This is a genomic window from Pseudomonas sp. LBUM1658 (genome assembly GCF_059716055.1).
Genome location: NZ_CP166798.1, coordinates 2,101,333 through 2,127,135 on the forward strand (window position 1 = coordinate 2,101,333; position 25,803 = coordinate 2,127,135).

Sequence of the window (25,803 nt, forward strand, 5' to 3'; positions counted from 1 at the left end):
GGTCGGCTTTTGTAAGGCGAAACCATGGCAGTGCTGCTTATGCAGCGTGGATTTTCCTGAACCGTTGGGCCCGACGAGGCCCAGGGTCTCGCCACGATGTATATCAGGTGGATATCGTGCAGCAACTCAGTCTCGCGGACATGGAACCCGAGGCCGGAACAACTCAATACGAATTCACAGCGCTCGTACACCCCTTTGCGCTGAAGTCGAAACCCCCACACGTTGGGCCCAATGGCAGCACCTCTTCCCTCGACCGCAACCGATTGGCGAGAACTAAAACTCTGAGCTATTTCTGAATTTTGACACGAGATCAGTTTGGGGGTATTGCCATGCATTCGAATATAGAAAGACCTTATCCCATGGATTACCTCCATCCAAACGGAGATAAAGCAAAGATAGACTTTATTTGGGGCGACCCTAATAGCATGTCGCCTGTCGGAATTACCATTTGGGTCGAGGACGAACACGGTTACGCAAAACTCGGCGAGGAAATTGGCGAATGGCCGACGTTTGGAGATGCCATAAGCCGTGGTATTGATCTTGCGTTCAGGTGGCTATGTCGTTAGTTCCGTTACTGCACAGTCATGAGACCGGCGCCAACTATCTGGCGAAGTTCATTCACCCCGAATCGTTCGGTTTTATGGTTAGAAGTCGAGTGATAGTTAAGACTCAGGTAAGTGCAGTAGCTCAGGATGAGCATTCATCGACACGGGAGTAACAGCCATGACTGTGAAATTTGTTTGTCAGAAATGCGGTAAAGACACCGAGGTCGACATGCATTACGACAAGGACATCGGCCGTCAGGCTTTCGATTGCACCGAGTGCGGCGCTCGACATGTGCAGGTCGATGAAATAAAGGCGCCTGGTGCGCCGGTAGAGGTTCAGTTTCGGCTCGCCGATGAGTCTTGAACCAGCCTGTAACTCAGCTTCTGGGAGGGATTTATCCAGCTATGCTTTGAGAGCTGCGAGGATATCGACCGGATGGCGCTAAGCCCTGTTGCAGTGGATCTATCTAATGAAGGAGGCAGCATGAAAGAAAAAATATTGTGCGCTCTATCGCAGTCAACGCTTGAGGGTAAGAAAGTGACTCAGCTACAGATATGGTCGCAGCGGGCTACGGAAGCGATCACGACCAGTGCTGATTTTTTCAGAGGGACTTTCCAGGGCGTTCCAGTGGTTTTCTTAGGCAGGGACGAGCCTGTTGCCGCTGAAGATTTTGTTTTGATTTACAAGGATTGAGTTCCGCTCGGCTGACGGCATTATTTCGTCAGGGTTAGTATTTTTCCTTCGGCAACTTGCACCGTTATCCCAGAGAATATCCGGCCACTGCGTCGGGTTTTTTCGTTTTTGGAAGGGGGCGTTCAATGCTGGGCTCTGGAGCGAAGCGAGGCGGTCACGAAGACCGCCTCGCAATGCGGCAGATTTAAAGTCGCGTAACAATTTCGCCGGTATGTACGATGGTGAATTCTTGATTGCTCACCCAAAAGACGGGCTTATGATCCAGGGTGCGGTAATAAATCGGGCCATTGCGCCACGAAGTCGAAGTTGACTCATTTGTGTCGAAACCGAGTTGACGAGTTTCCGCCACAATCGTGTAACGCGTTCCAGATTTGCTCTCTGCTTCGTAAAGTCCAGACTCAACCAATCGTGATCTCAGCATTTTTCACGCACCGTTTTTATTGGATAAACTTGAACGGTAGCATGGAGCCATCAACGCGCCAGTGAGCGGGAGATTTTTTTATCAACTCCATCGCCTGCGGCCTTATGGCACTGTGGGCGATCGGCTGCGTATTGAGCGCGAAGGTGAGGGACGGTGTGTTCGGCAAGCTGGTCTACGCCGCGATCACCGGCATGGGTTGTTTGCGATTCGGGCGTAAACTAGCGGTGCTACTTCATCAAAAGGAGCCGTATATGATCTCCGACCAAGTCACCAAACAGGCGTCCGAGAATAGAGCTATCTGGGATCAATACTTCTGTGCTGCGCTGATCGCGGAAAGCAATCTGACAGCACCGGTTGTAGGAGGGGCCACTCACGAAGACAGGCAGAATCTGTTGATTGAAAGGGCCAAAGCGCTCGCTGACAAGATGATGGAAACCAGAAAATAACCAGGAGCCTCCAATACGCCAGGCTCTTCATATCTGGAGCCACCATGACCGTCTACGAAGAAGTGTGGTCGTGATGGTTCTGGATATGCGCGATATCCCAAGCGTCTTGGGGGTGTCCGATTGCACATCGTCAGACCTACTGCCCCAGCCCCCCCAACGTATGGCGCATCGGCTCCAACGACACGCTGATAAACCCATCCAACGGCCGATTCAGTTCTTCAACAAGCAAAATCGTCGCCGCCGTCGACAGCGCGCACATCATCAACACCACCACAATGGTGCCGTTGCGTGGTGCGAACAAACCGAACGAGCCGAAGATAATCGCCAGCCAAGTGACCAGAATCACCAGCATGACCGGCGGGATCGACTGATTGGACTGCAGCAGGGTCAACCAGCGTGCGGCAAACACGACATCCATCATCTGCAAGGCAGATGCCTTGAGTGCGCGCTGGTTATCAGTGCCGGGGGAGAGTGCTTCTACCTGGCGTTGCAGCGCTTCCGAGCGATTTATTGCCTCGGGGCTGTCGAGCTTTGCCAATAGGGTTGGATCACGGGAGGCGAGCACTTGCACGACTTCAGTGTAATTGTGCTTGAGCTGGGTGCGGATTTCTTGAGTGTTTGTGCCATAGCGGGCTAACGCTCGGTCGAATTGAATCACCTTCGCGGCCGCTCCCTCCAGTTCGGCATTGGCGGTATCGAAGGTGCCTTTGGCCGAGGAGACGAGAAGGCCGAGTACCAGCGCCGACATTGTCGCGATAAGTCCGGTGGCGAGCTTCACGACGGCGACGGATTCGTCGCTAAGGTGATGGATGGGTAATCGCTCCCGCACATAGGAGCCCAGTAATGCGCTGCCGAACAGGCAGATGAACACGATCAGTGCGATCACCAGATGATTCAAGTTCAACCTCCGTTGACGAGGTCTTCGGGGTTTGGATGGCCGCTATTGGTACTTGATCACGATGCCTTTGAGTTTACGGCCCTGGATGGTTTGTATGTCGCGACTCCACAATGGTCCGCTGACATAGGCGGCAACCGGTTGGATATGGTCGTAGACCACCACCACGGCATCGCCTCCGAGCTTGGCGGACTCTTCCCGGAGTTTTTGTTCGACTTCGGTAATGGGCGGGGCGGGGTCGACGCTCGCATCGATAAGCACTTCACCCAATCGGACATGGGGGCGAGTGGGCTCGGTGCGCAACACTTCGACCTCGCTGGCCATCGTCGGCGCGGGATGTTCCACGCCCACGTAGGCGGTGGTCTGGGCATCGACTGTGGCGCAACCGCTCAGCGCGAGCAGCAGGGTGGCGGTGAGCCCTCCAGCAAGCAGTGACATTCTGAAACGAGTGGACCAAGACACGTCATGGGCTGGCATAGTTGGTTTGCTCCGAAGAAATCCGCTGCTGTACGGGGTGGCTTGTTGACGGTAGCAGACGGTTCAGGAGTTGCCAGAGAGTGGTGGCGGGGCGTGAATCCGTTAGCCCAACCTTTTCAGGTTGGGCTTTTTCATGCCTTGAAAGAACGTTGAGACCAGGCTCACTGATCCTTTTCACAATTAACCATCCACGACACGCCAAAACGATCAACCAACATCCCGAAGCGCGCCGCCCAGAACGTGGCCTCCAACGGCATTTCAATGCTGCCACCGTCCGCCAGCGCCCCAAACACCCGCTCCGCCTCGGCAACACTGTCGACATTCAACGAAACTGAACACCCGCTCATGCCCTTGGTGGGGCGATCAGGTGTGGTATCCGAGCCCATGATCGCCTGATCACCCACCAGCAAGCGGGTATGAATGATCAGGTTGTGAAGATCTTCCGGAAAGTGTTCGCGAGCCGGGCTTTCGCCGAAGGTCATCATGACTTCGATCGTGCCTTGCAGACTTTTTGCGTAGAAGGTGAAGGCGTCTTTGCAGTCGCCGTTGAAGATCAGGTAGGGATTGATTTTCATGTTCAGTTCCCGGTAATGAAGAGGGCACATCGGCTCTAGGTGAAGCTCGTCTGCAAATCCCGATGGGCGTTGACTCCAAGTAGCAAAGCGCTAAAACGCGGTGGGCGGTGGTGTTTTTTTAGATGTTTTTTTTATCGAGGTGGCGAGGCTTATCGCCTCCTGCGCTTGTTGAGCTGAAGTACCATGAGCCATTGTTGAGATGGCGCACCACCCCACTGCGCTTATCGCCTGCCGAGTCCATCGTCCTATGCCTGTCCTTTCCCGTTTCGCCTCGCTGCTCGACCAGGCGCGACGCGCCTTGATGCTGGTCTGGGGCACATCTCGCGGGTTGTTCCTGGGGCTGGTGCTGGCGACGCTGATCGCCGGGGTGCTTCCGGCGCTGGCGGCGTGGTTGGGGCAGCGGATCGTCGATGCGGTGGTTGCCGCCATGCAGTTGCACGCGCAGCAGGGCAGTGCGCCGTTGTGGCCGGTGCTGCGTTACGTGCTGTTGGAGGCGGGTGTGCTCGCGTTGCTGTCCGGGACCCAGCGCGCACTGTCGGTCCAGCAGTCGCTGTTGCGGGTGCAGTTGGGGCAGAAGGTCAACACGATGATTCTGGAGAAAGCCCAGACGCTGTCGCTGGTGCAGTTCGAGAATTCCGAGTTCTACGACAAGTTGGTGCGGGTGCGGCGCGAAGCTTCGACCCGGCCGTTGGCGCTGGTGATGAAGTCGTTGGGGCTGATCCAGAACCTGATCGTGTTGATCAGCTTCGGCGTGTTGCTGGTGCATTTTTCGCCCTGGGCACTGGTGCTGCTGGTGGTCGGTGCGTTGCCTGTGTTTTTTGCCGAAGCGCATTTCTCCGGGGATGCCTTTCGACTTTTCACCCGCCGCGCGCCGGAGAGTCGTCAACAGACTTACATCGAGACGCTGCTCTCCCATGAGGGCTACATCAAAGAGGTCAAGCTGTTCGGCTTTGCGCCGTTGCTGTTGAAGCGTTATCGAGAAACGTTCGCCCGTCTCTATGCCGAAGATCGGCGCCTGACGCTACGCCGGGACGGTTGGGGATTTGTCCTCGGTCTGCTGGGCACTAGCGCGTTTTACCTGGCCTATGCCTGGGTCGTGGTCGATGCCGTTCACGGCAGCATCAGCCTGGGGCAGATGACCATGTATCTGGTGTTGTTCAAGCAGGGGCAGACGGCGGTGAGCAGCAGCCTGAGCGCCATCAGCGGTCTCTACGAAGATGGTCTTTACCTGTCGAGTCTCTATGAATACCTGGCCGAACCCGTGGTGGCCGATAACGGAAATCTCACGGTGGGCGCGGTGCCCGGCGATGGTTTGCGCTTCGAGAACGTGTGTTTCCGCTACCCGGGTGCCAGTCGAGCCGCTCTGGAGGGCATCGACCTGCATCTTGTGCCGGGTCGCAGCTTGGCGCTGGTGGGGGAGAATGGTTCGGGCAAGACCACGCTGATCAAATTGCTGACTCGGCTGTACCGTCCCGATCAGGGTCGTATTCTGCTGGATGGCAGCGATTTGCAGGCGTGGCAGGAGGATGCTTTGCGGCGGCGTGTCGGGGTGATTTTTCAGGACTACATTCGCTATCAATTCTCCGTGGGCGAGAACATTGGCGTGGGTGACACCCTGGCTTTCAATGATGAACAGCGCTGGCAGGAAGCTGCGGCCGAGGGCATGGCCGCACCTTTCATCGAAGGTCTGGACCGAGGTTATGCCACGCAATTAGGGCGCTGGTTTGCCGGTGGGCAGGAGTTGTCCGGCGGGCAATGGCAGAAGATCGCCTTGTCCCGCGCATACATGCGGCGCAACGCCGATATCCTGATTCTGGATGAGCCGACCTCGGCACTGGACCCGGCAGCGGAAGCGGCGGTGTTCGAGCATTTCAGCCAGCACACTGAAGGCCGGATGACCTTGCTGATTTCTCACCGTTTCTCCAGCGTGCGCAATGCCGACCACATTATCGTGCTGGATCAGGGGTCGATCCTTGAGCGAGGCAATCACGACAGCCTGATCGCTGCGGGCGGGCGTTATGCGCAGTTGTTCAGCTTGCAGGCCCGGGGTTACCGCTAGGCCAGGGGGCTTATGAGTCTCGAGAACTATACGACACAGCCGGCCCGGCGACCTGTGCTGGCGGCTGCGATTGCATCAAGGCATCCAGCGCCTTGCGATAGGCTGGCCCACCCAGGCTGATGCTATTGTTGTGCGTCGCACCGGGCACCAGCAACAGACGCTTGGGTTCATGGGCAGCGTTGAACAATTGCTCGCTGAAACGCGGCGGCACGTAGCGGTCCTCCAGGCCATGGACCACCAGCAACGGCATGTGAATCCCGGCGATTTTGTCGATGGAGTCGAATTTTTGCGACAGCAGCCAACGTACCGGCAGAGAGGTGTTGGCCATTGCGGTGGCGATATCGGCCAGGGAAGTGAAGGTGGACTCGATGATCAACCCTCGGGCGGGCACCGGGGTCTGGTCTTTTGCAGCGGTCTGGCCCAGTTCGGCCGCCAGATCGATCGCCACCGCGCCACCGAGTGAGTGGCCGTAGATCAGCCGTTTGCTCGCATCCGGTTGCAGGACTTTCAGACGCTCCCAGGCAATTCGCGCATCTTCGTACACACTGCTTTCCGACGGAAGATCGCCCTGGCTCTGACCGAAGCCGCGGTAGTCGATGGCCAGCACCGAATAGCCAAGTGCGCGCAATTTTTCGATGCGAAACAGCTGTCCAGTGAGGTTCCAGCGCACACCGTGCAGATAAAGAATCGCCGGCGCATTCGCGCGCTCCGCCGGCCACCACCAGCCATGAATGCTTTGCCCGGCCTTGAAACTCTTGGGCTGCAGCTCGAATTCCTGAACGCTGTCGGGCAAGCCGCTGTACCAACGGGCGTTGCCTGGCTCAATGCGAAACAGCAATTCCCGTTCTTTATGCTCAAGCACTCCGCAACCCAGGGGCAGGCCGACGATCAGCGCGGCCATGCACAGCAGCGGCATCCAGCGTCGTCCGAGACGAGTGAGAAGGGAAGAGGGCATTGGCGGGTCCATCGGCGCAGACATGAAGAACGGTTTTTAACAGAAGTGCCCGGGCGAGAGTGATTTTTTCCGACCATCGTAGAGGGGCAATGAGTTACAAATTGCTGCCCCGGCTGCGGGCACCGGCCACAGGTGATCGTGCAACTATTGGGGGGAGACGCTGCTGTACCTCCCCTCAACAATCCACAGGTATATACACATCTCGTCGCAGTACACACCGAACTTGTGTATTCGGCAGCCCTTAAAAGATGTGTAGATTCAATAATCAGCAGACCCCCTTACCAATCCACCGCATAACTAACCGCCAACCGTCGCCCTTCAGCATGGGGATAAGGCGCCGCCGCATTAGCCTGCATGTACAGCGTTTCATAGTTACGATCGCTCAGGTTGTAGACGCCCATCTCCAGCTTGCCAACCGGCAGCGCCACTCCGGCCAGCAGGTCGACTGTGGTGTAGCCTTCGATTTTGCGGCCGTTGCCATCCTGGAACCCGGCGTCGTAACTTTCCAGGCGCATGGCCTGCAGGCGCAGGTTGTAGTCGTCCTGGTCGAAGGTGACGAAGGCGGTGGTCTTGGCCGGCGAGATGCGGGTTGCGGGCAGGTCGAGCCATTCGCCGTTCTGTCGGGTTTCGCCTTTGGTCCAGGCATAGGTTCCGCCCAGCGACCAGGCTTGATCCAGGTGGTAGGTCAGGCTGGTCTCGACGCCGCGCACGCGTTCTTTCTGGTCGATCAGGCGTTGCGCTCGAGTGACTGAGTCGTAGTACTGAGTCACGTCCGAACGGTTCTCGAACAGTGTGACGTTGGCCTGCAGCGAGTCCCAGTCACCACGCCAGCCCAGTTCGTAACTGTCGACCTTGATCGCCTGAGCGTTGAGGTCGTGGATGTCATAACTGGCGCGCACGTCACGCAGGAAGCGCTGGATATCGGGTAGCGAGAAGCCCTGGCTGAAGTTGACGAACACATCCTGCGCGCTGCTGATGTGGTAGACCGCGCCGAGGTTGTAGAGGGTGTCTTCGTACTTCAGGGTGCCGCCTGGCAGTTCCTCGGCCACACCCGCTTGCCAGATGCCACCAAAGGCGACGCAATCGGCGACATCGCTGTGAATCCACTCGTGCCGTGCGCCACCGCGCAGGGTCCAGTCGCCGATGTCCCAAGTCTACTGGGCGAAGAGCGCGGTGGTGTTGGTTTCAATGTCCGGGCCGAACGCGTAGCGCTGGCCGGTCGGGGTGTAGACCAGGCCGTCGACGTTGTAGCGGTCGCCATGCTGGCTGACTTGTTCGTTCTCGAAGTCGGCGCCCCAGACCAGGCTGCCGGTGGCGCTGCCGATGCTTGGCAGGGCGCTTTCCACGGCGGTGCGCAGGCCATAGACCTCGGCCTCGCTCTCGGAGGCGACGACCCCGGCATTGGCGCCCCAGTTGTAAGGGAAGAAACGCGCTTCCTGTTTGCGCCAGTAACTTTCCACCCGCAGTTGCTGGCCGAACAAGTCGCGATCGCTGTAGTTGAAGTTCACTGCCTGGTTATGGGTGAAAGGCTGGTCGCTCAACTGCAAGCCTTTGATCGCCACCGACTCGCCATTGCGCGAGCCGGCCACGTAACCAGTGTCTTGCTTGTCTTCGTATTCCTGCAGGGAGAGGCTCACGCGCCGCTGATCATCCAGATCGAAGCCAAACCTGGCGTGCAAGTCATGGCTCTCGGTGTCCATGTTGCTGCCCTGAAAGGCCTCCTGGGCAATGCGCTTGCCGTTGCCATCGAACTGGTCGTTGCGTTGCAACAGGTCGGCGGACAGGTACCAGTCGAAGTCTTTCTCGCGCCCGGTCACGCTCTGGAACCCTTCGTAGGCAAAGCCTTTGCGGTTGAAATTGTCGGCGGTGCTGATGCCTGCGCGGCTGCTCAACGCCAGTGGCTGCCCCTCATTTCGTTTGGTGATGACGTTGATGATCCCTCCCGAAGCGCCCGCGCCGTACAGGCTGCTGGCGCCGGAGATCACTTCGATGCGTTCGATACTCGAGGGGGCGATGCTGTTGAGCTGGCGTGATACATCACGGCTGGCGTTCTGCGAAACACCGTCGATCAGCACCAGAACGTTACGCCCGCGAATGGTCTGGCCATAGTTGCTCATGGTCCCGGAGGAGGGCGCCAGCCCCGGTACCAGCGTGCCGAGAATATCAGCGACCTTGCGCCCGGCAGCGGACTGTTGGGCGATCTGCTGCGCCTGGATCAGCTGTACGGTGCCGGGAATCGAGGCGATGCTGGCTTCGCTGCGAGTGGCAGTAACCACTGTGTCGGACAGCGACAGTGAGCCGCTGCCCAGCTCTAGCGGGGCCGGAGCCGGTTGTAGAGTGACGCTGTTCTTCCCGCTGAAGTGCCATTGCAGCCCACTGTCGCGCAACAAGGCTTGCAGCGCCTGTTCCACGCTGTAGTCACCCTTGAGCGACGGTGCCGATTTGTCCCGCAGCAGCGTCGCGTCGACGCCGATGGACAGTCCGGTCCGAGTGGCCAGCGCGGTCAGTGCGGTGGCCAGCGGTTGGCTCGCCTGTTCGAAGTGATAAGTGTCCGCCGCGGTTTCGGCAAAGGCCGGTGCGGCGCAGCTCAAGGCGAGGGCCAGGGCGCTCAGGCGAAACAGTAGTGAAAAGGTCTGGTTGGTCATTGGTGTTGCCCATGGAATCGACTGTATTAACTCCAATGACCGGGCTGAAACGAAATCGGGCAGTCGTGTTGAAGATTTTTTTTCGTCAACCCTCAGCGCGGCCGCACCCGCACCAGATACGTGCTGTAGGTTTCGATGCGAATCGGCAAGGCAGCCTGCAACAAGGCCAGGGCGGCGTTGCTGTCTTGCCGGGGCAGCACGCCGGTGAAGCGCAGGGCCTGCAACCGCGCATCCGAGCCCCAGATCAGCCCCCGGCGATGCTGTTCAATTTCGGCAAGTACTTCGGGCAGAGGCCGGTCGTGAAAGATCAGCTGACCGCGCGTCGAAGCGACCGATTCAGGAGCGACGGCCAGCCAGTTCTGCACCGGTAGAAACTGGCCGAGGGCGATCGCCGCCGGCAACACCAGGGCCGCGCCAATCATCCGGGTGCGACGGGACCTGGTTTTCGGTTGCGGCGACAGGGATTGCCAGAGCTGCTGGAGTTGTTCGAATACTCGCGCATGGCGTACATCGGCATTGTGCCAGGCGGTAAATTCGGCCAGCTCTTCAGGCGAGGGCCCCTCGTCCAGACGCACCAGCCAAAGCGCAGCCTGCTCGCGGATCTGCTCCTGAGTGTGGCCGTCAGTCATCGTTCAAGCCCTCGGGCGAGACTTCGAACAAACGCGCATGGCAGTGCGCAAGCGACTTGGCCAGGTACTGCTTGACGCTGCTTTCGGATACCTGAAGTTGCCTGGCGATTTCGGCGTAGGAACAGCCATCGACCCGCGCCAGCAGAAAAGCCTTGCGCGGTTTCTCGTCCAGTTCTTCGAGCAACAACTGCAGGACCTTGCCGAGCAACTGACGCACGGCAATGATCTGTTCCGGGCCTTGCTGGTTCTGTTGATCGAGCAGCACGACCATGCTGCGCAGGGTTTCTTCCTCGACCCGGCGGCGATGATACTGGTTGATCAACAACCGATTGGCCGCCACCAGCAGATAGGCCCGTGGCTCTTGCAGCGTCGGCACGCTGTCCAGGCCCAGCAGTTTGACGAAGGTGTCATGGGTCAGATCGGCGGCATTTTCAGGGCAACCGAGTTTCTTGCGCAGCCAGCCGAACAGCCAGCCATGATGCCCACGGTAGAGCTCGGAGAGGAAAGAAGCGGACTGGCCCGACACCACAAAACCTCGAACGAAGATAATTCGCAAATGGGAAACTGTTGCAGTTGCGAATGCTGTCATGTTGCAGCGCGACGTTCAAGACCTGATGATCTTGAAGTTTCTGCTCAGTTCTCCTCGTGGGTGTAAGCGCAAACAGCAACCAGTTTTGCAATGACTCGCCCTAGATCGACCGGCCCTGCCAATCGCGCAACCATTTCAAACCCTCGGAGGTGTTGCCGCGCGGTCGGTACTCGCAACCCACCCAGCCGCTGTAACCCAATTGATCGATCAGCTCGAACAGGTAGGGATAATTCAACTCATTGCTCATGTCCGGTTCGTTGCGATCCGGCACACCGGCGATCTGAATATGACCGATACCGTCGAAATCCCGACGCAGCTTTGTCGCCACGTCACCTTCTACGATCTGACAATGGTAGATGTCGAACTGGACCTTGAGATTGGCCTTGCCGATTTCTTTGCAGATGGCCTGGGCCTGATGTTGGTGGTTGAGGAAAAAGCCCGGAATGTCGCGGGTATTGATCGGCTCCAGCAAAACGGTGATGCCAAGCTTGGCCGCTTCTTTCGCCGCGTGGCTGAGGTTTTCCAGGTAGGTCCCATGGTGTCTGGCACGGTCTGCTTCGCACGCCAGCAGTCCGGCCATGACGTGAATGCGGTCATTGCCCAGTACTGCGGCGTATTCCAGCGCCTGGTCGAAACCGGCACGAAACTCTGATTCACGGCCAGGCAAGGACACGGTGCCTTTTTCGCCTGCCGTCATATTGCCGGGCGGAGCGTTGAACAGGGCCTGGACCAGCCCATTGTCGTCGAGCCGCTGTTTCAGTTGTTGCGCGCTGTAGTCATAGGGGAACATGTATTCCACCGCCTGAAAACCATCGGCGGCGGCCGCGGCGAAACGGTCAAGAAAGTCGTGTTCCGGGTAGAGCATGCTGAGGTTGGCAGCGAAACGAGGCATGGAGACTCCTGAAATCAAAACATCAAATGAACGGCCAAGGCAGCACTTGGAGAACTACCACTGCACACCAAAAACCTCGTGCAACTCATCCAGTGCCGCTCGGTCGAGCGGGGTCGGTTTGGGATTGCTCATCAGCCAGAGGCGAGCCGTTTCTTCAAGTTCTTCCAGGGCATAGCTCGCCCTGGATACCGAGCTTTCCCACACCACCGGACCCAGCCGCTCCAGCATTACACCACGCACGCTGTTGGCCAGTTGCGCAACACGCTCGGCCACCTTAGGTGAACCGGGACGTTCATAGGGGATTAACGGGATGTGCCCGACTTTCATCACTTGATAGGGGGTCAGCGGTGGCAGGATGTCATCCTGGTGCCAGACCCCGGCCAACGTCAACGCCACGAGATGAGTCGAGTGGGTGTGCACCACGCCTCCGACAGCGGGGTTGCGATCATAGACCTGACGGTGCAAGGCCAGGGTTTTTGATGGCTTGTCTCCGCTGACCCATTCGCCTGCCAGATTAACCCTGGAAATCGAGGCCGGGTCGAGACGGCCCAGGCAGGCGTCCGTGGGTGTGATCAGCCAACCGTCATCCAGCCGGGCGCTGATGTTGCCGGCGCTGCCCACCGTGTAACCACGGTCATACAAAAGACCGCCGACCTCACAAATCTCTTCACGCAAGGCGTTTTCGTTGCTCATGCTTGAACTCCTGCCAGTTGATTGAGCGCCTTGGCGAAGAAATCAGGGCCACCGAAGTTGCCGGACTTCAGCGCCAGGGCCAGCGGTTCCCCGGGCGTACTGACGCAAGCGGGCACGCCGGGGTCAATTTGCGCACCGATCTGCAATAGCTGGATATTCAGTGCCTGAACCACGGCCCCCGAGGTTTCCCCGCCAGCGACCACAAAGCGACGAACACCTGTCTTGTGCAGCCCGCTGGCGATCCTGCCCATGGCCTGCTCGACCATATTCCCCGCGCGTTCGGTACCTAACTCACGTTGTACGGCCTTGACCTCATCCGGGGTGCTGGTGGCGTAGATCAGCACCGTTTCTGCGCTGTCACGGGCGAAGGCCAGCGCTTCCTCGATGACCGGTTCTCCCGCAGCCAATGCCAGCGGGTCGACACGAAAGGCCGGACGACCTGCCTGCAGCCAGGCCGCTACTTGCCCATTGGTGGCTTGCGAAGCGCTGCCGGCGAGAACCACTTCGCCGCCTTCGACCGTTGGCACTTGAGCGGCGTCCAGGTCACGTAATTTACCGGCACGACGAAAGTTATCCGGCAAGCCCAGCGCCAGCCCCGAGCCACCTGTCAGCAGCGCAAGATCGGCGCAGGCTTCGCCCAACACATAAAGATCGGCATCGGACAAGGCATCGGCGACCGCCATGCGAATACCGTCGGCGCGAAGCTGCGCTATGCGGGTTCGAATGCTCTCGACGCCCTTGGAAACAGTGTCATAGCGCAGCAGGCCGACGTTGCCCCGGGTCTGCGATTGCAGCACGCGAACCAGATTGGCGTCAGTCATCGGTGTCAGCGGGTGATGCTGCATGCCTGACTCGCTGAGTAACTGGTCCTGTACGAACAAATGCCCGCGAAAGACCGTGCGACCGTTTTCCGGGAAGGCGGGACACGCGAGGGTGAAATCACTGTCCAGCGCGCCAAGCAGGGCTTCGCTTACCTGACCGATATTGCCGGCAGCGGTAGAGTCGAAGGTCGAGCAGTATTTGAAGAAAATCTGTTCGCAGCCACGCTCACGCAGCCAGCGCAACGCTTCGAGCGCTTCCTTGACGGCATCGGCGGCCGGCACAGTCCGAGACTTCAGGGCGATGACGATAGCGTCGGCGTCGAGTTGATCGGCGACATCGGCACCGGGTATGCCGATGCTTTGTACGGTGCGCATGCCGCCGCGCACCAGCATGTTGGCAAGATCAGTGGCACCGGTGAAATCGTCAGCGATGCAGCCCAGCAAGGGGCGGGTAGGGGCAGTCGACATGTTGAGCTCCTTAATCTGGTTTATCCGGGCAGATACTCATTCATGAACTGCTTGATCACATCGTTGAAATTCTCATCCGCTGTGAACCCCAGATCCCGGGAGTAGGTGGCGCAAAAGGCTCCTGGCCACGAACCGACGATGCGTTCGATCGCAGGATTGCGCTCCATGCGAATCCGTCCGGCAACCTCTTCGCCCGCGGTCTGACGCAGTGCGTCGATCATCCGTTCGACGGTAATGGACAGCCCAGGCATGTTGATCACGCGGCCCTGGGTCAATTGCTCGCTTGAGAGCTCATGACCATGGATCAGGTTTTGAATGGCGAGCGCGGGCGACATCAGCCACAGCCGGGTATCCAGGGGCACCGGACACACGCTGTCCTGGCCGTTGAGCGGTTCGCGGATGATGCCGCTGGCAAAGCTGGAAGCGGCCAGGTTTGGTTTACCCGGGCGCACCACAATGGTCGGCATGCGCAGGCTGCGGCCATCGACGAATGCTCGCCGGCTGTAGTCGGCGAGCAGCAGGTCGTTCATGGCTTTTTGCGTGCCATAGGAACTCTGCGGCGCCCAGACGTGATCATCCCTGACGCGTTCCGGCAATTGCCCGCCGAACACGGCGACAGAGCTGGTCATCACCCATTTCGGGCAGGTGCCGAGCAGGCGAATACGTTCGAGCAGATTCTGGGTCGCGGTGAAATTGATCCGCATGCCCAGTTCGAAGTCGCCTTCCGCCTGGCTGGAAACCACCGCAGCCAAATGGAAAATGCTGTCAGTGGTTGCATCGATCAGGCTGTCCAGCACTTCAGGGTCAGCGATATCGCCACACACCACCTTTACCCGAGGATCATCGATCCCCTCGAGCGCTACCCTATCGAAGGCGACGATTTGAGTAATGGGTTGGGTCTGGCCAGCGCGGTCGGTGAGCGAGCCACGCAGTAGCAGGGCTTCGATCAGGCGGCGGCCAAGGAAGCCGGCTGCGCCGGTCACGAGAATTTTCATGAGTTACTCCAAACGTCAGTGATTGACGAGTTTTCCGGGAATTCTGAAGACCAGCAGGGCGCCCAGGAACAGCGCGCTTGCCATCACATACATGCCGATCGTGGTGCTGTGGGTCGCGTCTTTGAGGAAGCCCATCAAGTACGGAGAGACGAAGCCCGCCAGGTTGCCCCAGGAGTTGATCAGGGCAATACCGGCTGCCGCTGCGGTGCCTCCGAGGAAGGCGGTCGGCAGGCTCCAGAACAGTGGCAGGGTGCTCATGGCCCCCATGGAACCAAGGGTCAGGCCGATCATGGAAATAGTGAAGTTGTCACTCCAGGTAGCAGAGATGAACAGGCCGATACCGCCGAGCACTGCGGTCAGCGCCAGGTGCCAGCGACGCTCGCGGAGCCGATCAGCGCTGCGCGAAACCAGGATCATGGTCAGCGCCGCTGCGGCATAAGGGATGGCGGTGAGCATTCCGACCTGCAATACGTCGCTGACTCCGGCCTGGCGGATAAGCGTCGGCAACCAGAAGCCCACGGTGTAGAAGCCGGCGATCATGCAGAAATAGATGGCTGTCAGCAGCCAGATGCGCGGCTGAAGGAACACCTCTTTCAGGCTGTGTTTTTGATGGCCCGCGGTTTCGGCGTCGATGCGGGTCTGCAGCAGGGTTTTCTCTTCGCTGGTGAGCCAGCCGGCCTTGGAGATCCGGTCGCTGAGGCAGAAAATCACCAGAATCCCGACGGCGATCGAGGGCAGCCCTTCGAGAAAAAACAGCCATTGCCAGCCGGCAAACCCATGGTCACCGTCAAAGGCGCTCATGATCCAGCCGGATAAGGGCGCGCCAATCAGTCCGGACAGCGGCACTGCCGTGGCGAACAGGGCATACATCTTGCCGCGGCGATGGGTCGGGAACCAGTAAGACAGATAAAGGATGACACCCGGGTAGAACCCGGCCTCGGCGAGCCCGAGCAGGAAGCGCATGATGTAGAAGGACATGGGCGTGTTAACCAGTGCCATGGCGGAGGAGATGATTCCCCAACTGATCATGATACGCGCGATCCACAACCGCGCTCCGACGCGATGCAGGATCAGGTTGCTGGGAATCTCCACCAGGAAGTACGCAATGAAGAAAATCCCTGCGCCAAGACCATAGACGGCTTCGGAAAATTGCAGATCGTCGGACATCTGCAATTTGGCGAAACCAACGTTCACCCGATCCAGATAGGCGACGAGGTAGCACAGCAACAACAGCGGCAGGATACGCCACGCGACTTTGCGATACGCCAAGTCCTCGAAGCGATCAGCGGGCACGATGGCACCGGTTTGAATCACTGATTCAGTCATGTGTTTCCCCCATCCTTATTTTTGTAGTGGGTGACTTCGTTTTTATCGGATTACATGAAGTGCCGTTTTTTATCATAATACGTCATACGAATTCAAGGGCCGGAAGCCAAAGAGGACGGCGGGTCTAAAATGCAGTACCGTTCACCGATTTGAGCCCAGAGATGCCTATGCCCACTCCTGATAAATCTTCCTGTTCAGCCGATGCACTGGCTGTTCTGAAGGATTCCGCCAAGGGCACGCTGTCCGATCAGGTGACTGCAGCCCTCAAGGCCTATATCGCCAACGGCGAAGCGCTGCCGGGAGCTCGCCTGCCCACGGAACCCGTGCTCGCGGAGCGTTTCGGGGTCAGCAGAACGGTAATTCGCGAGGCGATCTCGCGCCTGAAGTCAGCCGGTCTGGTGGAGGTCCGCCAAGGCAGCGGTACCGTGGTCAGCGAAGGCGCGCATATCAAGGCGTTCACTATCGATCTGGATGTCTGCGGGTCGATCGAGGCGGTATTGCGGGTTACCGAGTTACGCCGGGGTATCGAAGGGGAGGCTGCTGCACTGGCGGCGCAGCGGCGTACGCCCGAGCAGCTGGATGCCATCCACCAAGCGCTGAAGGCGATCGATGCCGCGGAGCAGGCGGGTCATGATGGCGTTGAGGAAGATCTGGCGTTTCATCACTCCATTTCCAAAGCTACGGGCAATCCGCTGTACCCGTCACTGCACGAATTTATTGCCCAATTCATCAAAGAGGCGATCCGCATCACGCGCTCCAACGAGGAGCGCCGCAGGGATCTGGCCAAGACGGTGCGGGTCGAGCACTTCGCTGTCTACGCGGCCATCGCTGCACGCGACCCTGAGGGCGCGCGTCATGCGGCGCTCAATCACATCAATAATGCTGTTGAGCGGCTCAAGAGTGCCGATCCCTCGTTTTGGCAGAACCCGGGGGCGAGGACGTCGTAGCGTCGATCACCAGATTTTGCGTGTACAGACTCGACAGTACATGCAAACGAATACGTCGCCGGGCTAGATATGGGCGTATGGTGGTATTAAGCACTCCCATTGAGGTATTCCACATGAACCGGTTCGGCGAGCGCCTGAAAGAGGCGCGCAAGGCACTGGGGCTCTCTCAGCACGACTTCGGTGCATTTGGTGGAGTCGCGGCGAATGCTCAAGGACGTTATGAGAATGGTGAGCGGTTACCGAAATCGGATTATCTGATGGCCATTCGGCTCAAGGGCGTAGACGTGCTTTACGTACTCACCGGTGAGCGAACCGCTCTGACAGCCGAGACGCTGTCTGATGAGGAGACAGTCATCATCAGGCACTACCGCACTCTGGACGGAGTGGATCAGAACGCGCTCTCGCAGCTCGCGACTTCTCTGTCTGAATGCTGATCAAAAGCCAGGTGCCATCCTCTTATAGGCGGCACTCGAAGATCATCGGAAATGTTCGGCTGGCGATAGAGTTTTTCCGTCCTTCTGTTCTTCCCCCTAAATAAAATCGTTCTAAAAATGCCCGCTCACGCGCCGTGCTTTTTGCTATTCTGAAGTTGTAGGCGAAGACGCAGACTGATGCGCAAGAGGATAGCAAGGAGACGTGGGGTTACGTCCCGAAGGGTACACGGTTAGCAAGATCTCCTCGATGAGATCCAACCCTTACGCCGTGTGAAGCAGAAGAACTCAAAACTCTTCTGTCAGAGTCCTGATAAACCTTGTAAGCCGGAGACCAGCACCGGCCACCTACACGAAATTCCGAGCCCGCCTTGTGCGGGCTTTTTCGTGTGTGTATCAGAATCCGTTAACGGACTCCGTATCTCTGGGCGGCCTGGTGTGAATATTGGGCTGGCTGAGTGGCTTCGATGTCCAGGAGGTGAGAGGTCAGAACCTCGCTCAGGAATCGAAATTGGTCGTTGAAACCAATGATTTCGTTATTGAAGTGGTGGGTGGCCGCAGGCATCAAAAACGAGTCGAAATGCTTATCGAAGATGAGCGCCACATCTTTGCGAGAGACCACGTGCTGCGAGTAGTAGTTTTTACCAAACCTCGGGAAGCTCACGGCCAGGCTGACTTGATAGTTCACGGTGGTAGCTCCGCTGCGTTTCAGGTGGCGTCTCTCACGCGAGAGAGTCGCTGGTTGTTTGTGCCGTCTCGACTCGCGGCGATTCGCTGATTAAGTCGCCAATATGCAGTACGAAGCGTGAGAACAACGACAGGGTTACCGCTGTCAGGGCTAAGCAAGTCAGGATGTGGATGAGCATGATTTTTCCCCTCGAGTCGTAAAGTGCGTTGGCTTGCGTTGGCTTGCATTGGATTGTTACGCGCACGTTTATGAAGAGGAAGAAATTAGCGGAGATGGTGATTATCGACGTGAATGATGACGGGTGAGGTTCAGGTCCTGTTTGTTCCCGGGCATCACACCTTGCCGGCGGCTGAGGTGCGAGGTGAACTAAAACAGCTCTCCTGCGCACCGTTGCGAAGTGGGTAGAGATAATCCTCAGCGCAGATCCCGACGAATAGCGTCGAGGCGTTCATCGAGCAGCGGAGTGAGAAGGGCGTAGCACTGCGCTGCGGTAATCGATACTACCGGCGGGCCGATCAGCCCTTGTTGCAGCCGTTCCAGAGCATCGAGCAGCGAGCGGGGGGCATGCTCGCTCAAGCGTTCGTGCAGGTACTGCAATTGAATACGCATGTCCATTGGGCAACTCCGATGGGCGGCGGCGCGCACCGACAGACCGCGCAGTCGCCCCAGGTCTTCCAGTTCCCGGCAACGCTCGGCGATGACCGGGGGCTGCAGACTGAGCGCACAGCGATGCAATTCGAGGTGTTGGAGGGTGCCGAGCAAGTCTTGTATCGACTGGCAATGACCATCGAAATCCGCAGGATCGCGGCGTAATGCCTGCCAGGCCTGGCGTTGCAGGGAGCACGGCCAGTCCCTCCAGTGTTTATCGAGCGAGTTACCCAGCGCCTTGCAGCGCTGCCGAGCCTCAGGAGTGGTCTGTCCGCCGAGTCCGCGATGCTGCTGCAGGCCTTGCAGCAGGTCGAGGCCCAGCAAGAGCGCCTGTCGCAGGCTAGAGTCACCCCGTGGCAACGGGGTTCGGCGGGGTTGACCGCCATCGAATGCTGTGACGAATTGTGGGTTCATGGGGGGCTCCCTACGGTGAGCAAAAACGGCGTACGCCCACCCGACGCAATGCGAAGGGGAGCGGACGCCGTTGCCCGTGATATTTGCGAAACCATCATCGTTGATGGCTCAAGCCTGATCAGGCTTAAGCAAGTTGTTTGCCAGTCTTCGCCGTCGGCGGTAAGCAGGCGTGTCGTCATGCAGTGAAAAGGCCGACTGCATTCGATCGCCATGATGAGTGGGGGGCTGGCCAGATGATTCTCAGGTTTATGTTTTTTTCTTCCGGACTCACGCTGATTTTTACTACGCAGGCTGCGAAGGCAGAAAAGGCGATCAACGCACCAGTCACGGGAATTGCCGAGCTGCAGTGCGCTGTTTTGGGGCGATCCCCATCAGGCTCGGCGTCTGCCGTACTGTGGGGAAGGCTATTTCTCTACAGTTCCAGCCCTTCCTGTATCAGCGAGAGCAGACTGTCCTCATCAAGCACCAGCGGATCCACCTTGGGATGTCCAGACTGTGGAACGGTGTGAATCTCCCAATGCGGATCACCCTGCTCGACGCCCGTGCGCAGGAGATACAGATCTTTGCCTTGCAAGTGGATGTCGACACGACCCAGACCAACGTCAGTGAAGCGCGCTATCGGGTCGAGGGTAATGCTTTTATCGTTGCCCTCGATCAGCAGCTGGTCGATGGCATAGTTGTAGGTCGAACCTGAAGAATGGCTCTCGAAGACTCGCGTCGCTATTCGCCGGATGTGCAATCCCGCTTCAGACAGTGGCTCTAGCCACGCTTCGAGCTGGTGATACATTTCGTAGACCTGGCCAGGCCAATGCTCAATCGCGTTGTCGGCAGATACCGTTGAGTCGGCACTGCTTTCCTGCCGTTGTTTCAGCTTCGCGGCGAGTTCTTCTGCCTTACTCATTTCGATTTCCTATCGTCACGTGAGTTTGATCGTAGCCTCCAAGGTACTCCATCCCGGTGTGTGCTGAACAGGATTCAGGGTCAGCTTCGCGCAAGGCTTGAGGCTATGCCGAGATCGTCATGACCACGGGTTAAAGCGATCAAGCCGCGAGTCCTGGAATGGGCCAGTCTGGACGGTCTGTCCAAGGAGTTGATTATGATCCGACTGACCCTGATCGAAGCCCGTGCGCTGGCCGAATCGATCCTGCTGCACAACGGTTTTAATGCTGCTCATGCTCAGGCGGTGGCCGCTACGGTGATCGCTGGCGAGCGCGATGGCTGTGCCTCCCATGGTTTATACCGGATTCTGGGCTGTGTAAATTCTCTCAGGGCCGGTAAGGTTTCGGCCGATGCCGAGCCGCGGGTGATCGACCAGGCACCGTCGATCGCGCGAGTCGATGCCGCCGGTGGTTTCTCCCAGTTGGCGTTCCAGGCGGGTCTGCCGTTGCTGGTGGAGAAAACCCGGGCCAACGGTATTGCTGCCTTGGCGATCAATCGCTGTGTGCATTTTTCCGCACTGTGGGTGGAGATCGAGCAGCTGACCGCTGCCGGTCTGGTGGCGCTGGCCTGTAATCCCAGCCATGCCTGGGTCGCGCCTGCGGGAGGTAGTCAGCCGGTGTTCGGGACCAATCCCATCGCCTTTGGCTGGCCGCGTTCGGCTAAGGATCCGTTTGTGTTCGACTTTGCCACCAGTGCGATTGCCCGTGGCGATATCGAGTTGCACCGGCGTGCCGGCAAAGCGATCCCCGAGGGCTGGGGAGTGGACGCTGAAGGGCAGCCGAGCACTGATGCGAACGTGGTGCTTGATTCCGGCGCGATGCTGACGTTCGGTGGGCACAAGGGTTCGGCGCTGGCGGCGATGGTGGAGTTGATTGCCGGGCCGTTGATCGGTGACTTGACCAGTGCCGAATCGCTGGCCTACGACGCGGGCAGCAAGTCGTCGCCGTACCATGGCGAGTTGATCATCGCTCTTGATCCGCGGCGCTTTCTCGGCGAGGCCAGCGAGCAGCATCTGGCCCGTGCCGAAGTCTTGTTCGAGAGCATTCAAGGACAGGGCGCACGACTGCCGTCGCAACGACGGTATGAGGCACGAGCGCGCAGTCTGGTGGAGGGTGTGCAGATTCCCGAGGCCTTGTACAACGACCTGAAGGCGCTGCTGGCCTTGTAGGAGCGAGCTTGCTCGCGAAGGCGGCTTTGGCAGCCGGCCTATCTCTTGCGGATGTACACAGATCAAGTGTGGGAGCGGGCTTGCTCGCGAAGACGGCGGCACAGTAAACATTGATGTCGCCTGACGCACCGCTTTCGCGAGCAAGCCCGCTCCCACAGGTTTCGCGCTTTAACTGACTGGCATTGGGCGCCAGTGGCGCTCTTTTTTACAGCGGTTCGCGGTGGCTGTTGCCATCGACCAGGCGGTTGATGCCCAGCGGGTTGGCATCTTTCAACGCGTCGGGCAGCAACGCGTCCGGGCAGTTCTGGTAGCACACCGGGCGCAGGAAGCGCTCGATGGCCAGGCTGCCGACCGAGGTGCCACGGGCATCGGAGGTGGCCGGGTAGGGGCCGCCATGTACCATGGCATCGCAGACTTCGACGCCGGTCGGGTAGCCGTTGAACAGCACCCGACCGACCTTCTGTTCCAGCAGCGGCAGCAGTTCGTCATGGGTTTGCAGGTCTGCGGCTTCGGCGATCAGCGTGGCGGTGAGTTGACCGTGCAGGCTCTGCAGCGCCCGTTGCAGTTCGGCCTTGTCGGCCACTTCCACCAGCACCGTGGTCGGACCGAAGACTTCTTCCTGCAGCAGCGGGTCGCCATTGAGCAGCAGGCTGACGTCGGCCTTGAACAGCTGCGGCTGGGCCTGCTTGCCCTGTTGTTCGCGACCGGCCAGGTGGCTGACTCGCGGATGCGCGTGCAACGCCTGCACGCCCTTGCCGTAGCTGTCGAGTGTGCCGGCGTTGAGCATGGTTTGCCCCGGCTGTTCGGCCATCAGCGCGCCGAGATGTTCAATGAATGCGCTGAACTCGGGGGAGCGAATGCCGATCACCAGTCCCGGGTTGGTGCAGAACTGGCCACAGCCGAGCACCACTGAGGCGGCGAATTCGCGGGCGATTTTCTCGCCACGCAGCCGCAGGGCTTCGGGCAATACCAGCACCGGGTTGATACTGCTCATTTCGGCAAACACCGGAATCGGCTGTGGCCGTGCGGCGGCCATGTCGCAGAGCGCGCGACCGCCCTTTAGCGAGCCGGTAAAGCCGACCGCCTGGATCGCCGGATGCTTCACCAGCGCTTCGCCGACTCCGGCACCGTAGATCATGTTGAACACACCCTTGGGCATGCCGGTTTGCTCGGCGGCGCGAATGATCGCGTCGGCCACCTGCTCGGCGGTCGCCATATGCCCGCTGTGGGCCTTGAATACCACTGGGCAACCGGCGGCCAGGGCGGCAGCGGTATCGCCACCGGCGGTGGAGAACGCCAGTGGGAAATTACTCGCGCCAAACACCGCGACCGGGCCGACGCCGATCCGGTACTGGCGCAGATCGACCCGTGGCAGCGGCTGACGTTCGGGCAATGCCCGGTCGATGCGCGCGCCGTAAAAGTCGCCGCGACGCAGGACCTGGGCGAACAGGCGCATCTGACCGCTGGTACGACCGCGCTCGCCCTGGATACGCCCGGTCGGCAGTGCGGTTTCGCGGGTTACCAGGGCGATGAATTCATCGTCCAGGGCATCCAGTTGCGCGGCGATGGCCTCGAGAAATTCTGCGCGGCGGGTTGCCGGCAGGTTGCGAAAGGCCGGGTAGGCGGTAGCGGCGGCTTGGGCGGCGGCGTCCACTTCTTTACCGGTGGCTTGCATGAACGAGTAAGGCAGCGCTTCGCCGCTGCTGGCGTCATGGCTTTGCAGGGTGATGCTGCCGGCGGCGCTGCGCGCACCGCCGATGTAATGGTGGCCGATGATTTGGGGCATGAAATACTCCGGTCGAAAAAGGGCAAAGAGAAAGGCGTGCCGAACACAAAACCTGTGGCGAGGGGGCTTGCCCCCGTTGGGTCGCGAAGCGGCCCCAAAACCAGCAATCGGGTTGCGTCAGGCACTCCGCGTTCGTTGGGTTTGCGACCGCTACGCGGTCGAACGGGGCGATGCGGCGTTCCGACAAGCCCCCTCACCACAGGTGGCTGGTTCGGCGTTGTCCAGGGCAGCGATGCGCGCGGCGGATTCGGCGTCCACCTGATGCAACGACTTGCCACGGGTTTCTCGGGTCAGGCCGACGGCGACGATGGAGATCAGCGAGGCGCCGACCAGGTACCAGGCGATCGGTGTCGAGCTGTGGTACTTGTTGAGCAGGGTGATGGCGATCAGTGGCGCGAGAGAGCCGGCGAAGATCGGCGCTACCTGGTAGCACAGGGACAGTGCGGTGTAGCGCACGTGGGTCGGGAACATTTCGGCCATCAGCGCCGAATAGGGTGCGTAGGTCATCGACTCGATGGCCAGGCCCAGGGTGATCGCCGCGATGATCAGCCAGTTGTTGCCGGTGTCCATCATCGGGAAGCCGATGAAGCCCCAGAAGGCGGTAAGTATCGCGCCGGTCAGGTACACCGGTTTGCGCCCGACCAGGTCGGACAGATAGCCCATCAGCGGGATCATGAAAAAGTGCAGCAGATGCGCGCCGAACATCAGAAACAGAATCTCTGAGGTGTCCTTGTGCACCACCAGTTTCAGATAAGTAATCGAGAACGTCACTACTGTGTAGTAGAGGATGTTTTCGGCAAAGCGCGCACCGATACCCACCAGCACTGCGCGCCAGTGATGACGCAGTACTTCGACCACCCCCAGCTGTTGTTGCTTGGTCTGCGCCTGACGAGCCTGGGCTTCCTTGAAGATTGGCGCGTCATCGACGCTGGTGCGAATCCAGTAGCCAATCAGCACCACCACCGCCGAGAACCAGAACGCTACGCGCCAGCCCCAGGCGAGGAATTGCTCCTCCGACAGATTCGACGACAACAGCAGCAGGGCGACGGTGGCCACCAGGTTGCCGGCCGGGACACCGGCTTGCGGCCAACTGGCCCAGAAGCCCCGGCGATTGTCCGGGCAGTGTTCGGACACCAGCAGAATCGCGCCGCCCCATTCGCCGCCGAAGGCAAAGCCCTGGATCAGTCGCAGCAGCACCAGTAACACCGGCGCGGCGTAGCCGATACTGTCGAAACCGGGCAGGCAGCCCATCAGGAAGGTGGTAATGCCGACCACCACCAGGCTCAGTTGCAGCAGGCGCTTGCGGCCGAATTTGTCACCGTAGTGACCGAAGACCAGGCCACCCAGCGGGCGAGCGAGAAAGCCGACGGCATACAGGGCGAAGGCGGCGATGATGCCGTCGATCGGGCTGTCGGTCTGGCGAAAGAACAGTCGGCCGAAGACCAGTGCCGAGGCGGTGCCGTAGAGGAAGAATTCATACCATTCGGCGACGGTGCCGGCCATGGCGGCGGCCACGACCCGTTTCAGTCCCGAAGGGGTGGTTGCGCTGGAGGTGTGTTGAGGAGTGGACATGCTGGCGTTTCCTGTAGGGGCGCAAAGACAGGTAAGCCGGGCCGGGGCTGCAAGGGCCGGCCCGGCAATCACTCAGAGACCGACGTCCGGCAACTCCGGACGATTAGCCAGGGCCTTGGCCATGATCTGCTCGACGAAGACCCGATCGGCTTCCGGCAGGGCCAGGCGTGGCGGACGGGTCAGGGCGCTGCCGCGACCGGCGATGGCTTCACACAGCTTGATGCACTGCACCAGGTCGGCGCGCGCGTCGAGGTGCAGGATTGGCATCAGCCATTCGTAGATCGGCATGGCTTCGGCGAAGCGACCGGCCTTGGCCAGGCGGAAGATGGTTTCGCCTTCTTTCGGGAACACGTTGGACATGCCCGAGACCCAGCCTTCGGCACCCACCGCGATGCTCTCCAGCACCACGTCGTCCAAACCTGCGAACAGCACGAAACGATCGCCGACTTCATTGCGTACGTCGATAAAGCGCCGGGTGTCGCCAGAGGAATCCTTGAAGCACACCACGTTGTCGCAGTCGGCCAGGGAAATCAGGATGTCCGGGGTGACGTCGTTTTTGTAGATCGGCGGGTTGTTGTAAACCATCAGCGGTACGTCGGCGTTCTTCGCCACGTAGCGGTAGTGCTCGGCGGTCTCGAACGGCTTGGAACCGTAGACCAGCGCCGGCATCAGCATGACTCCGTCGACGCCGACCCTGCGCACCGCGTTGGCGACCTTGGCCGCTTGCACGCTGGTGAACTCGGCCACACCGCAGATCACCGGCACCCGGCCGCGGGAGGCGTCTACCGCGACTTCGGTCACGGCGATTTTTTCTTCGGCGCTCAGCGAGGTGTTTTCCCCCACCGAACCGCACACCACCAGGCCCGACACGCCGTCACGAATCACGTTGGAAATCACCTGATGGGTTTTTTCCAGGTTGATGGAGAAGTCATCGTTGAATTGAGTGGTCACCGCGGGGAAGACACCACTCCAGTTTATGCGCTTGCTCATTGTTGCCTCCGGTTCGTTAATTGTATTTCGTATACGATATTTTAAATGCCAATGCTCGGCTAGTGCTTTTTGCAAAATAATCAGTGGTTTTGGTA

Annotated in this window: 24 protein-coding genes and 2 pseudogenes; 7 read left to right on the plus strand and 19 right to left on the minus strand. The window is 59.3% G+C overall.

The window, feature by feature from the left end; all coding sequences use genetic code 11:
- Positions 1 to 36 precede the first annotated feature (36 nt).
- Positions 37 to 191 (minus strand): annotated as a pseudogene (locus ACA064_RS09580) (ATP-binding cassette domain-containing protein); the annotation flags it as partial.
- A 532-nt stretch (positions 192 to 723) separates the two neighbouring features.
- Between ACA064_RS09580 and ACA064_RS09585 the strand changes: the two are divergent.
- From ACA064_RS09585 to ACA064_RS09595, 3 genes are all read left to right on the plus strand, one after another.
- Complete coding sequence (locus ACA064_RS09585) at positions 724 to 909, plus strand: hypothetical protein (RefSeq protein ID WP_497673131.1); 186 nt, start codon at positions 724 to 726, stop codon at positions 907 to 909.
- 120 nt (positions 910 to 1,029) lie between these two features.
- Positions 1,030 to 1,239: a hypothetical protein gene (locus tag ACA064_RS09590; RefSeq protein ID WP_497673132.1), complete on the plus strand. Its 210-nt coding sequence runs from the start codon at positions 1,030 to 1,032 to the stop codon at positions 1,237 to 1,239.
- 672 nt (positions 1,240 to 1,911) lie between these two features.
- Positions 1,912 to 2,106: a hypothetical protein gene (locus ACA064_RS09595; RefSeq protein WP_497674207.1), complete on the plus strand. Its 195-nt coding sequence runs from the start codon at positions 1,912 to 1,914 to the stop codon at positions 2,104 to 2,106.
- Positions 2,107 to 2,242: 136 nt separating this feature from the next.
- Here ACA064_RS09595 and ACA064_RS09600 read toward each other — a convergent pair whose 3' ends face one another.
- The 3 genes from ACA064_RS09600 to ACA064_RS09610 all read right to left on the minus strand — a co-directional run bounded on the left by ACA064_RS09600 (position 2,243) and on the right by ACA064_RS09610 (position 4,053).
- Positions 2,243 to 3,004, minus strand: coding sequence for a bestrophin-like domain (locus ACA064_RS09600; RefSeq protein WP_497673133.1), 762 nt, complete (start codon positions 3,002 to 3,004; stop codon positions 2,243 to 2,245).
- A 42-nt stretch (positions 3,005 to 3,046) separates the two neighbouring features.
- The gene (locus ACA064_RS09605) at positions 3,047 to 3,439 is read right to left on the minus strand and encodes a hypothetical protein (protein WP_497673134.1); all 393 of its coding nucleotides are present in this window, start codon (positions 3,437 to 3,439) and stop codon (positions 3,047 to 3,049) included.
- Positions 3,440 to 3,639: 200 nt separating this feature from the next.
- Complete coding sequence (locus ACA064_RS09610) at positions 3,640 to 4,053, minus strand: VOC family protein (RefSeq protein ID WP_497673135.1); 414 nt, start codon at positions 4,051 to 4,053, stop codon at positions 3,640 to 3,642.
- 247 nt (positions 4,054 to 4,300) lie between these two features.
- Here ACA064_RS09610 and ACA064_RS09615 point away from each other — a divergent pair, with 247 nt between their 5' ends.
- Positions 4,301 to 6,112, plus strand: a complete 1,812-nt coding sequence (locus ACA064_RS09615; protein WP_497673136.1) for an ABC transporter ATP-binding protein — start codon at positions 4,301 to 4,303, stop codon at positions 6,110 to 6,112.
- Positions 6,113 to 6,122: 10 nt separating this feature from the next.
- Here the strand turns inward: ACA064_RS09615 and ACA064_RS09620 are convergent, their stop codons facing one another.
- From ACA064_RS09620 to ACA064_RS09660, 9 genes and pseudogenes are all read right to left on the minus strand, one after another.
- Entirely contained in the window at positions 6,123 to 7,067 is a 945-nt protein-coding gene (locus tag ACA064_RS09620; protein ID WP_497673137.1) for an alpha/beta hydrolase, read from the minus strand.
- Positions 7,068 to 7,345: 278 nt separating this feature from the next.
- Positions 7,346 to 9,712: pseudogene (locus tag ACA064_RS09625) on the minus strand (TonB-dependent receptor).
- A 92-nt stretch (positions 9,713 to 9,804) separates the two neighbouring features.
- Complete coding sequence (locus tag ACA064_RS09630; RefSeq protein WP_497673138.1) at positions 9,805 to 10,341, minus strand: DUF4880 domain-containing protein; 537 nt, start codon at positions 10,339 to 10,341, stop codon at positions 9,805 to 9,807.
- Complete coding sequence (locus tag ACA064_RS09635) at positions 10,334 to 10,867, minus strand: sigma-70 family RNA polymerase sigma factor (protein WP_497673139.1); 534 nt, start codon at positions 10,865 to 10,867, stop codon at positions 10,334 to 10,336. Before ACA064_RS09635 ends, ACA064_RS09630 begins: the two co-directional genes overlap by 8 nt.
- A 163-nt stretch (positions 10,868 to 11,030) precedes the next feature.
- Complete coding sequence (otnI, locus tag ACA064_RS09640; RefSeq protein ID WP_497673140.1) at positions 11,031 to 11,822, minus strand: 2-oxo-tetronate isomerase; 792 nt, start codon at positions 11,820 to 11,822, stop codon at positions 11,031 to 11,033.
- A gap of 54 nt (positions 11,823 to 11,876) precedes the next feature.
- Positions 11,877 to 12,515 (minus strand): 3-oxo-tetronate 4-phosphate decarboxylase, encoded by a 639-nt coding sequence (gene otnC / locus ACA064_RS09645; RefSeq protein ID WP_497673141.1) that lies wholly within the window; start codon positions 12,513 to 12,515, stop codon positions 11,877 to 11,879.
- A complete protein-coding gene (gene otnK, locus ACA064_RS09650) occupies positions 12,512 to 13,804 on the minus strand; it encodes a 3-oxo-tetronate kinase (protein ID WP_497673142.1) in 1,293 nt (430 codons plus the stop codon). The genes otnC and otnK overlap by 4 nt, the downstream gene beginning before the upstream one ends.
- 20 nt (positions 13,805 to 13,824) lie before the next feature.
- The gene (denD, locus tag ACA064_RS09655; RefSeq protein ID WP_497673143.1) at positions 13,825 to 14,799 is read right to left on the minus strand and encodes a D-erythronate dehydrogenase; all 975 of its coding nucleotides are present in this window, start codon (positions 14,797 to 14,799) and stop codon (positions 13,825 to 13,827) included.
- Between the two features lie 15 nt (positions 14,800 to 14,814).
- Positions 14,815 to 16,125, minus strand: a complete 1,311-nt coding sequence (locus ACA064_RS09660) for an MFS transporter (RefSeq protein ID WP_497673144.1) — start codon at positions 16,123 to 16,125, stop codon at positions 14,815 to 14,817.
- 161 nt (positions 16,126 to 16,286) lie between these two features.
- Here ACA064_RS09660 and ACA064_RS09665 point away from each other — a divergent pair, with 161 nt between their 5' ends.
- Together ACA064_RS09665 and ACA064_RS09670 are read left to right on the plus strand one after the other, a co-directional pair.
- A complete protein-coding gene (locus tag ACA064_RS09665) occupies positions 16,287 to 17,072 on the plus strand; it encodes a FadR/GntR family transcriptional regulator (protein WP_497673145.1) in 786 nt (261 codons plus the stop codon).
- Positions 17,073 to 17,185: 113 nt separating this feature from the next.
- Positions 17,186 to 17,506: a helix-turn-helix domain-containing protein gene (locus ACA064_RS09670; RefSeq protein ID WP_497673146.1), complete on the plus strand. Its 321-nt coding sequence runs from the start codon at positions 17,186 to 17,188 to the stop codon at positions 17,504 to 17,506.
- A gap of 403 nt (positions 17,507 to 17,909) precedes the next feature.
- On the opposite strand, the gene ACA064_RS09675 is transcribed toward ACA064_RS09670, so the two are convergent.
- The 3 genes from ACA064_RS09675 to ACA064_RS09685 all read right to left on the minus strand — a co-directional run bounded on the left by ACA064_RS09675 (position 17,910) and on the right by ACA064_RS09685 (position 20,154).
- Complete coding sequence (locus ACA064_RS09675; RefSeq protein WP_497673147.1) at positions 17,910 to 18,191, minus strand: hypothetical protein; 282 nt, start codon at positions 18,189 to 18,191, stop codon at positions 17,910 to 17,912.
- A 414-nt stretch (positions 18,192 to 18,605) separates the two neighbouring features.
- Positions 18,606 to 19,253: a hypothetical protein gene (locus ACA064_RS09680; RefSeq protein ID WP_497673148.1), complete on the minus strand. Its 648-nt coding sequence runs from the start codon at positions 19,251 to 19,253 to the stop codon at positions 18,606 to 18,608.
- A gap of 412 nt (positions 19,254 to 19,665) precedes the next feature.
- Positions 19,666 to 20,154 carry a hypothetical protein gene (locus tag ACA064_RS09685; protein WP_497673149.1) on the minus strand — a complete coding sequence of 163 codons (489 nt, stop codon included), beginning with the start codon at positions 20,152 to 20,154 and terminating at the stop codon, positions 19,666 to 19,668.
- A gap of 195 nt (positions 20,155 to 20,349) precedes the next feature.
- On the opposite strand from ACA064_RS09685, the gene ACA064_RS09690 reads away from it, so the two are divergent.
- Positions 20,350 to 21,360 carry an Ldh family oxidoreductase gene (locus ACA064_RS09690; RefSeq protein ID WP_497673150.1) on the plus strand — a complete coding sequence of 337 codons (1,011 nt, stop codon included), beginning with the start codon at positions 20,350 to 20,352 and terminating at the stop codon, positions 21,358 to 21,360.
- Between the two features lie 205 nt (positions 21,361 to 21,565).
- Here ACA064_RS09690 and ACA064_RS09695 read toward each other — a convergent pair whose 3' ends face one another.
- The 3 genes from ACA064_RS09695 to ACA064_RS09705 form a co-directional block, all read right to left on the minus strand.
- Positions 21,566 to 23,146: an aldehyde dehydrogenase (NADP(+)) gene (locus tag ACA064_RS09695; RefSeq protein ID WP_497673151.1), complete on the minus strand. Its 1,581-nt coding sequence runs from the start codon at positions 23,144 to 23,146 to the stop codon at positions 21,566 to 21,568.
- Positions 23,147 to 23,296: 150 nt separating this feature from the next.
- Positions 23,297 to 24,718 carry an MFS transporter gene (locus tag ACA064_RS09700; RefSeq protein WP_497673152.1) on the minus strand — a complete coding sequence of 474 codons (1,422 nt, stop codon included), beginning with the start codon at positions 24,716 to 24,718 and terminating at the stop codon, positions 23,297 to 23,299.
- A gap of 72 nt (positions 24,719 to 24,790) precedes the next feature.
- Entirely contained in the window at positions 24,791 to 25,708 is a 918-nt protein-coding gene (locus ACA064_RS09705; RefSeq protein WP_237881750.1) for a dihydrodipicolinate synthase family protein, read from the minus strand.
- Between the last annotated feature and the right edge of the window lie 95 nt (positions 25,709 to 25,803).